We start from the raw sequence: 5235 nt of genomic DNA, 5'->3' as shown, positions 1-5235 counted from the left end.
GGCGGGTGCGGGTTGTGTGGGGCTGGTCGCGCAGTTCCCCGCGCCCCTGAGGGGCGTTGCCCTCACGCCACTTGAACATCACTCGAAATCCAGTTGCCTTCGCCATTTGCCCGGCCCGACCATGACCCGTCGTGAACCTCCGTGCCGTGCTCCCCGATCTCGCCCCCTGGCGGGCCTCCGTCGACTTTCGGAAGTTGTGGCTGGCCGGGCTCGTGTCGTCCTTCGGGAGCTTTCTGACCTTCGTCGCGCTGCCCGTGCAGATCAAGGAGCTGACGGGGTCCGCGGCGGCGGTCGGGGCGATCGGGGCCGTGGAGCTGGTGCCGTTGATCGTGTTCGGGCTGTACGGGGGTGCGCTCGCCGACGCGCTGGACAAGCGGAAGCTGATCGTGTGGACGGAGGCCGGGCAGGCGGTGCTGAGCGCGGCGCTGCTGGTCAACGCGCTGCTGCCGAGCCCCGCGATCTGGCCGCTGTATGTCGTCGCCGCCCTGTCCTCCGCGCTGGTCTCGGTGCAACGCCCCGCCCTGGACGCCCTGTTGCCCCGAATCGTGGCCCACGACCACCTCCCGGCCGCCGCCTCGCTGAACGCGCTGCGCTGGCAGGTCGGCGGGGTCGCGGGCCCGGCGCTTGCCGGTGTGGTCGTGGCGTACGCGGGGCTCGGCTGGGCGTACGGCGCGGATCTGCTGACGTTCGTCGTCTCGGTCCTGTTCGTGGTCGGCCTCGCCCCCTCCCCCGCCTCCCACGAGGCCACGAAGCCGTCGTTGAAGGCCATCGCCGAGGGCGCCCGGTACGCCTGGAGCCGCAAGGAGCTCCTCGGCACGTACGTCATCGACATCGCGGCGATGCTCTTCGCGATGCCGCTCGCCGTACTGCCCTTCCTCGCGGACGAGCTGAACGCGCCCTGGGCGTTGGGGTTGATGTACGCCTCCGTGCCGGCCGGCGCGATGCTGGTGAGCCTGACCAGCGGCTGGACCTCACGGGTGCACCGGCACGGGCGGGCCGTGGTCGTGTCGGCCGCGCTGTGGGGTGTGGCCATCGCGGCGGCCGGGGTCTCCGGGAACGTGTGGCTGGTGCTGCTGTTCCTGACCGTCGGCGGCGCGGCCGACATGGTCAGCGGCATCTTCCGCGGGGTGATGTGGAACCAGACGATCCCGGACGAGCTGCGCGGCCGGCTCGCCGGGATCGAGCTGCTGTCGTACTCGGTGGGCCCGCAGCTCGGCCAGACCTATGTGGGCGGCGTCGCGGCCTGGCGGGGCGTGCGGACGTCGGTCTGGTCGGGCGGGCTGCTGTGCGTGGGCGCGGTGGGGCTGCTGGCGCTGTGCCTGCCGAAGCTCCTGACGTACGACGCGCGGACGAACGAGCACGCGGTACGGCTGCGGGAGCAGCGGGCGGCAGCGGCAGCGGCGACCACGGCACCGACGGCGGCACCGGCGCCGGCGCCGACCGAGGGCTGATCAGGCGTCGTCCGCCGGGCCCGTCGGGGCGTCGTGCCAGCGGGGGTCGTTCTCCCACTCCAGGTTGCGCTCCCGGGCCAGGTCCATCGCCTGCTGGGCCTCCTGCCGGCTGGCGTACGGCCCGAAGCGGTCCTTGGCCGGGCACTCCGGCCCCTCCTCGACCTTCTTGTGGACGAGGCAGTAGTACCACTCGCCCGGCTTGCCGACCGTGCGCTTCTTGAACAAGGCCATGTCCGGCTCCTCTCGCCACCGACATGTTCCCCCATGCCCGCTGGTTAGACTCGCTGGCATGTCTGGCCAGTCGCTGCTCGTCCCAGGGGAGCTGTCCCCCACCCGTTCCGTGCCCGGAAACATCCGCCGCCCCGAGTACGTCGGCAAGCCCGCGCCGACGCCGTACAAGGGTCCGGAGGTGCAGACCCCCGAGACCGTCGAGGCGATGCGGGTCGCCGGCCGTATCGCCGCGCGGGCGATGGCCGAGGCGGCGAAGCTGATCGCGCCCGGTGTCACGACGGACGAACTGGACAAGGTGGCGCACGACTACATGTGCGACCACGGCGCCTACCCGTCCACGCTCGGCTACCGCGGCTTCCCCAAGTCGCTGTGCACCAGCGTCAACGAGGTGATCTGCCACGGCATCCCGGACTCCACGGTTCTGCGCGACGGCGACATCGTCAACCTCGACGTGACGGCGTACATCGGCGGGGTGCACGGCGACAACAACGCCACGTACCTGGTCGGCGAGGTGGACGAGGAGAGCCGGCTGCTGGTGGAGCGGACCCGGGAGTCCCTGAACCGCGCGATCAAGGCGGTCAAGCCGGGCCGCCAAATCAACATCATCGGCCGAGTGATCGAGTCGTACGCGAAGCGGTTCGGGTACGGGGTGGTGCGGGACTTCACCGGGCACGGCATCAACTCGTCGTTCCACTCCGGGCTGATCATCCCGCACTACGACAGCCCGCACGCGACGACGGTGATCCAGCCCGGGATGACCTTCACGATCGAGCCGATGCTGACGCTGGGGACGCACGAGTACGACATGTGGGACGACGGCTGGACGGTCGTCACGAAGGACCGAAAGCGCACCGCGCAGTTCGAGCACACGCTGGTGGTGACGGACACGGGGGCGGAGATCCTGACCCTCCCCTGACGTCGCGGTACCTCGCGGTCGCCGGGAACCCGCCCCCTGCGGAGGGCGGGTTTTCTTTGTACGCTTTTACCGACACGGCGTCGGCAAACCTATTGACTTAGGTAAGCCTAACCTCAGAAACTGGGTGCCATGGACTCCTTCGCGACAGTCATCCGCACCGCGTCCCACGAGCAGCACATGGAGGCGGAGACCTCGACGTTCATGAGCGACCTGCTCGGCGGCCGGCTGGGCGTGGACGCGTACGCGCGGTACACCGAGCAGCTGTGGTTCGTGTACGAGGCGCTGGAGGCCGACGCCGAGCGGCTGGCCTCGGACCCGGTGGCCGGTCCCTTCATCCAGCCGGAGCTGCTGCGGCTGGCGTCGCTGGAGCGGGACCTGGCGCATCTGCGGGGTCGGCGGTGGCGCACGGGACTGTCGGCGCTGCCCGCCACCCAGGCCTACGCGGACCGGGTGCGGGAGTGCGCCGAGGACTGGCCGGGGGGCTATGTCGCCCACCACTACACCCGCTACCTCGGCGATCTCTCCGGCGGCCAGATCATCCGCGACAAGGCGGAGCGGACCTGGGGCTTCGCACGCAAGGGCGACGGGGTGCGCTTCTACGTCTTCGAGGGGATCTCCAACCCGGCCGCGTTCAAGCGGGGTTACCGCGAGCTGCTGGACGGGGTCCGGGCGGACGATCTGGAGAAGCAGCGGATCGTGGCGGAGTGCAAGAAGGCGTTCGCGCTGAACACGGCGGTGTTCAGGGCGCTGGGTGAGGAGTTTCCGCTGTCGGCGTGAGGGGTTCCGGGAGCTTCGGAGGGGCTCCGGAGGCTTCGGGGTTCCGGAGGGTTCCGGTCAGCGCTCCAGGAAGACTCGGCCGCCGACCTCCACCCAGCCTCCCGGCTGCGGTGCCGTGAGGATCTGGGAGCCGGCGCCCTGTGTGATGTTCAGGGCGCGGCCCAGGCGGTCCGTGAGGAGCAGGGCCGCCGCGCCCGTGGCCTCGTCCTCGTCGATGCCGTCGTCACGGCCGGGGAAGCCGCGGGCGCGGATGCGGCCGGCCGCCTCGTCCTCCCAGGCCCAGGCGTAGAGCCACTCCCCGGGCGGGGGCACGGGGAGGTCGTCCACCTCGGCGGCGGTCGCGTACTGCCGCAGCGTCCTCGGCGGCGCCCACTCCGCCCGCGCCTCGATCCAGCTGAACTCGCCGTCCAGCCGCGCCCCCACCACACCGGCAGGGGTGACCAGTTCGGGCACGTCGAGCAGCCAGGCCGTACCGACGCAGGGGTGGCCGGCGAAGGGCAGGCGCAGGGTCGGTGTGTAGATGTCGACGACTCCGCGCTCGGGGTCGTCCACGAACACCGTCTCGCTGAACCCGAGTTTCGCGGCGAACGCCTGCCGGTCGCTCCGCTCGGGGATCACGGAGCCCTCGCGGACGACGCCGAGTTCGTTGCCGTAGCCGCCGGTCGGTCCGCAGAAGACGCGGAGGACGTCGTAGTCAGTCACGGTGGCATTGAACCTCATGTGGGCACCATGGCGAGTGAAGGTAAGGCTAACCTAAGCTTTGACCATGACCGTACTGGAGAAGGCCGCGTCCGCCTCCGCGTCCGTGGCCGAAGTGCCGCCCCGCAGACGGCGTACGGCCGCCTGGCTGCTGAGCGTCGGCATGGGTATCGCCCTTCTCGTCCTCGTCCCGGTCGCCGCGGGGACCGGTGCCTATCCGGTGCCGGTCGGGGACGTCCTCGCCTCCGTGCAGCACAAAGTCGGGCTCGGCGGGGGTGAGTTGGACCGGATCGCCGAGACGGTGCTGTGGAACGTACGGTTCCCGCGGATCGTGCTCGCGCTGCTCATCGGGGCGTCGCTGGGGTGTGCGGGGGCGTTGATGCAGGGGGTGTTCGGCAACCCGCTGGCCGAGCCGGCCACCATCGGCGTCTCGCTGGGCGCGGCGGTCGGGGCGGTGGCCTCGATCTCGCTCGGGCTGACGTTCCTCGGCAACTGGACGCTGCCCGCGATGGCCTTCGTCGCGGGGCTCGGCACCGTGCTGCTGGTGTACGCGATGTCGCGCTCGGGGGGTCGTACGGAGGTGGTGACGCTGATTCTCATGGGGATCGCGGTCAACGCGTTCGCCGGGGCGCTGATCGGCCTGTTCATCTTCCTCGCGGACACCGCGGCGGTGAACCAGATCACCTTCTGGCAGCTCGGCTCGCTCGCGCAGTCCACCTGGCCCAAGGTGACGGCCGTGCTGCCGTGTGCGGTGGTGGGGCTGGTGGTGGCGCCGGTGTACGCGCGCCGCCTGGATCTGCTCGCGCTCGGTGACCGGCCCGCGCGGCATCTGGGGGTGGACGTGGAGCGGATGCGGGTCGCGTTGATCCTTGTCGTCGCCCTGCTCACCGCGGCCGCGGTGAGCGTCTCCGGGGTCATCGGGTTCATCGGTCTCGTCGTGCCGCACCTGCTGCGTATGGCCGCGGGGCCGGGGCATCGGTTTCTCGTGCCCGGCAGTGCGCTGGGTGGGGCGGTGGTGTTGCTCGCGGCGGATCTCGCTGCGCGGACCGTGGCGGCGCCGGCGGAGTTGCCGCTCGGGGTGCTCACGGCTCTGCTGGGCAGCCCGTTCTTCTTCTGGCTGCTGCGTCGGACTCGGCGGCGGCAAGGGGGGTGGGGGTGAGG

General features: G+C 71.0%; 6 protein-coding genes. 4 read left to right on the top strand and 2 right to left on the bottom strand.

Going from position 1 to position 5235, the window contains the following annotated elements:
* Nucleotides 1-131: 131 nt before the first annotated feature.
* Nucleotides 132-1451, top strand: a complete 1320-nt coding sequence (locus L0P92_RS41935; protein WP_234768390.1) for an MFS transporter — start codon at nt 132-134, stop codon at nt 1449-1451.
* Here the strand turns inward: L0P92_RS41935 and L0P92_RS41930 are convergent, their stop codons facing one another.
* Nucleotides 1452-1682 (bottom strand): hypothetical protein, encoded by a 231-nt coding sequence (locus tag L0P92_RS41930; RefSeq protein ID WP_234768389.1) that lies wholly within the window; start codon nt 1680-1682, stop codon nt 1452-1454.
* A 58-nt stretch (nt 1683-1740) separates the two neighbouring features.
* On the opposite strand from L0P92_RS41930, the gene map reads away from it, so the two are divergent.
* Together map and L0P92_RS41920 are read left to right on the top strand one after the other, a co-directional pair.
* Nucleotides 1741-2598 carry a type I methionyl aminopeptidase gene (map, locus tag L0P92_RS41925; RefSeq protein ID WP_234768388.1) on the top strand — a complete coding sequence of 286 codons (858 nt, stop codon included), beginning with the start codon at nt 1741-1743 and terminating at the stop codon, nt 2596-2598.
* A 129-nt stretch (nt 2599-2727) separates the two neighbouring features.
* A complete protein-coding gene (locus tag L0P92_RS41920; protein ID WP_234768387.1) occupies nt 2728-3375 on the top strand; it encodes a biliverdin-producing heme oxygenase in 648 nt (215 codons plus the stop codon).
* 57 nt (nt 3376-3432) lie between these two features.
* Here L0P92_RS41920 and L0P92_RS41915 read toward each other — a convergent pair whose 3' ends face one another.
* The gene (locus L0P92_RS41915; protein WP_234768386.1) at nt 3433-4077 is read right to left on the bottom strand and encodes a PhzF family phenazine biosynthesis protein; all 645 of its coding nucleotides are present in this window, start codon (nt 4075-4077) and stop codon (nt 3433-3435) included.
* 64 nt (nt 4078-4141) lie between these two features.
* On the opposite strand from L0P92_RS41915, the gene L0P92_RS41910 reads away from it, so the two are divergent.
* Entirely contained in the window at nt 4142-5233 is a 1092-nt protein-coding gene (locus L0P92_RS41910) for a FecCD family ABC transporter permease (RefSeq protein WP_234768385.1), read from the top strand.
* Nucleotides 5234-5235: the final 2 nt, after the last annotated feature.

Source organism: Streptomyces muensis, assembly GCF_021474425.1.
Taxonomy (GTDB): Bacteria; Actinomycetota; Actinomycetes; order Streptomycetales; family Streptomycetaceae; genus Streptomyces; species Streptomyces muensis.
Note: the sequence above shows the minus strand (reverse complement) of the source record. Positions and strands in the feature narration are given on the sequence as shown.